The sequence below is a fragment of the Desulfobacula sp. genome (assembly GCF_021107415.1).
Genome location: NZ_JAIOSW010000189.1, coordinates 1 through 2,621, shown reverse-complemented (window position 1 = coordinate 2,621; position 2,621 = coordinate 1). Strand labels below are relative to the sequence as shown.

At 37.0% G+C, this 2,621-nt stretch carries 2 protein-coding genes and 1 pseudogene; 1 reads left to right on the top strand and 2 read right to left on the bottom strand.

Translation table 11 applies throughout. The annotated features are described in order from the left end of the window. The first annotated feature begins 24 nt into the window (after positions 1 to 24). A pseudogene (gene tnpA, locus K8S13_RS10215) lies at positions 25 to 408 on the top strand (IS200/IS605 family transposase). A gap of 593 nt (positions 409 to 1,001) precedes the next feature. On the opposite strand, the gene K8S13_RS10210 reads toward tnpA, so the two are convergent. Together K8S13_RS10210 and K8S13_RS10205 are read right to left on the bottom strand one after the other, a co-directional pair. After that, positions 1,002 to 1,808: a hypothetical protein gene (locus K8S13_RS10210; RefSeq protein WP_291462343.1), complete on the bottom strand. Its 807-nt coding sequence runs from the start codon at positions 1,806 to 1,808 to the stop codon at positions 1,002 to 1,004. A gap of 83 nt (positions 1,809 to 1,891) precedes the next feature. Further along, positions 1,892 to 2,464, bottom strand: a complete 573-nt coding sequence (locus tag K8S13_RS10205; protein WP_291462342.1) for a hypothetical protein — start codon at positions 2,462 to 2,464, stop codon at positions 1,892 to 1,894. Positions 2,465 to 2,621: the final 157 nt, after the last annotated feature.

Here is a 2,621-nt window from a genome sequence, read left to right as displayed (position 1 = left end):
TGGTGCACATAATGCCAGTATCACATTGTTTGGGTTCCGAAATATAGGTATAAAATATTAAGTGGTAGAATTGGTATTGAAGTTAAAAATTGTATCAGAGCTTTTTCAGAACAAAAAGGGTGTAAAATAGTAGAGCTGAATGTTCAAATTGACCATGTACATCTTCTGGTAATGATACCACCCAAAATATCAATATAAGATTATATGGGTATGATAAAGGGTAGGACTGCAATTAGAGTTTTTAATAAGTTTAAGAAATTGAAACAAAAACCCTATTGGGGTAATAAATTTTGGTCGAGAGGATATTACGTGGATACAGTTGGTTTGGATTCTGATATGATCCGAAAGTATGTTAAACATCAGGAACGGAGAGACAAAAAAGCTGAGCAACCAAATTTGTTCAGTTAATATTAACTGTGGGAGACAACTCACCTTGCCCCCTCAGGAGGCAAGGCATATTATCCCCTTATAGGGGTTACCCCAAAGCCTGCCCCTCTGGGGTAGGCTTTTTACTGAAAATATAATTGATTCCGGAAGAATCTGCCAGAATATTCTTTATTGGAGACCAACCTGATTCGTGTTCAGACCTTGAAAATATTTCTTCAAAATATTTTTGATATATTATAAAAAAACATTATGAGAAAATGTTTTTGATTAATGTTGTCAGAAAATAAAGTTGAACAACTTGGATAAGCTTCCTGAACCCAACAATGCAATGAATAAAAACATATATTTCACAAGATGAGTTCTTGAAATGAAATGAGACAGTACGGGGTTAGGCTTTATGCTATTTCAGATGGGTGTCCTGTGTTCCTTTAATATGGTTAACGCTACAGGCTCTACAAACCAGGAATTATATGCAGCCCCGTACCCACAACCAGGCCATCGAAGCAATAGACTCATGGATGTATCAGATAGAATTTTGCCGGTTTTTGAGCCAATCCCAAAAGCGACTGATGGTCGACATACGCATTTTAATACTTTTTTTCAATCACTTCCGGCTAATTCACCCTGCCGAAATTTCCAGCAAAAAACTCCAGATCCAGCAAACTGGCATCGGTGATTAAATTGGATATATCTGTGCCGTCCACATCACCGTCCGCATCAAAATCACCGGGAACCTGGGCCGAGGTAAAATAAAAGGCCCTGGTCACGCTGGATTGTAGGGAATCTGAAGGGTTGGTGCTTAAATGGTCAAAAAAAAGCATTGCAGCATTCCAGTTGCCGACCCCCATATTGGACAGTTCAAACTGCCAGTTGGCAGTGAAATCTCCTATGATTTGATGGGTGCCCCCCACAAGGGCATCCATTCCGGTCAGTGTGGATGCCTCAATTAAAGAAGCAGGATTCCCTGAACCGTCATAAACAGATAAGATGAATCTGGCCTCGTAAATCTGATTGGATAAGGTCGCTGCATTATAAATATATATGTGATTTGACCAGGCGATGCTCCCCCCGCTTAAATTGCTGTTTAACGTATCATAATGGAGTCGTGTCATGCCATTGAGGGAAGTACCAATGGCAGGGCCTGCCGGGTTAAAGGTCCAAACCTCGGGGGGGCCAGAATCGTAATCATAGTCCCCAATTACATAATAAAGTGCGTCATAAGCATTTGAATTAAAGCCCGAATAATCCCATGTCTTGCCACCGCTATGGGCCGGAGATATTCCCAAAGGCACTTGGACGTATCCACCCGGGACTTCCCATGTGGGGTCATGAAGAATCACCCCTGCAAAAGATACTTTGCAAACCAGTAAAATGACAAGTAATAACATTAGAAATGATAAAACCCGTTTGACTTGATTCATATTATTCTCCTTGTTTTGATAAAGAGTCACTGATTGATTTTCCGTAAAAACGGCATAAAGTGAAGCGGCTGGTAATAATGTTTTTAATTATTCTTCATCTGAGGTACTATAAATATTCTTGCTGCTCTATGAGGGTGGTTATGCTTCACGTACAACTCTTTTTTACAAAGCGCCCCTTTTCTTTTTTCTTCTTCTATTAATTCTTCTTCCCATTTTTTATTATATTTATAAGTAAATCCACCTAAAACATTAATTGCCCTAATATTGTGATGAACTTTAACATTATGTACTATTATTTGCTTTACACCAGGGCGAACAAAATAATAATTTGGGCTATTTACAATTCTTTTAGTTTTAAAAATGGAACTGGTGAAATCAAGGTCTTTTTTAACATCTCCGTTGGTGCATACGGGTAACCCTTTTACAGAGAGAGCAAGATCATATATTTTGTATTCTAGAAATCCTTTATTTTCAATTATCAATTGGATTTCACAAATTGACTCTTCGTCATTTATTCTTATGAAGTTAGACTCAATATCAAACTGGATTCTTTGTTTGTATTTATTAGTGATAAAGAACCAAATACCAGCGCAAATTATAGATAATGTAGCAACAAAGTGGTAAATATTTTGGAAATGATGAATTGAAGTACTCATATCATTTTCCTTAATATTAAGACAAATAAATATGTAGGTCTGGGGATATCGAGAAAATTTGAATGATATCCGACCAGTTTCAAAAGTAAATAAAGATTTCATAACAATATTTTTAAAAGTTGTAAAGATATTTTAGCAATTCAAATTTTCTGGAAAT

Excerpts from the sequence above, each read along its gene's own strand:
- K8S13_RS10210 (WP_291462343.1), bottom strand. The coding sequence starts at position 1,808 with ATGAATCAAGTCAAACGGGTTTTATCATTTCTAATGTTATTACTTGTC.
- K8S13_RS10205 (WP_291462342.1), bottom strand. The coding sequence starts at position 2,464 with ATGAGTACTTCAATTCATCATTTCCAAAATATTTACCACTTTGTTGCT.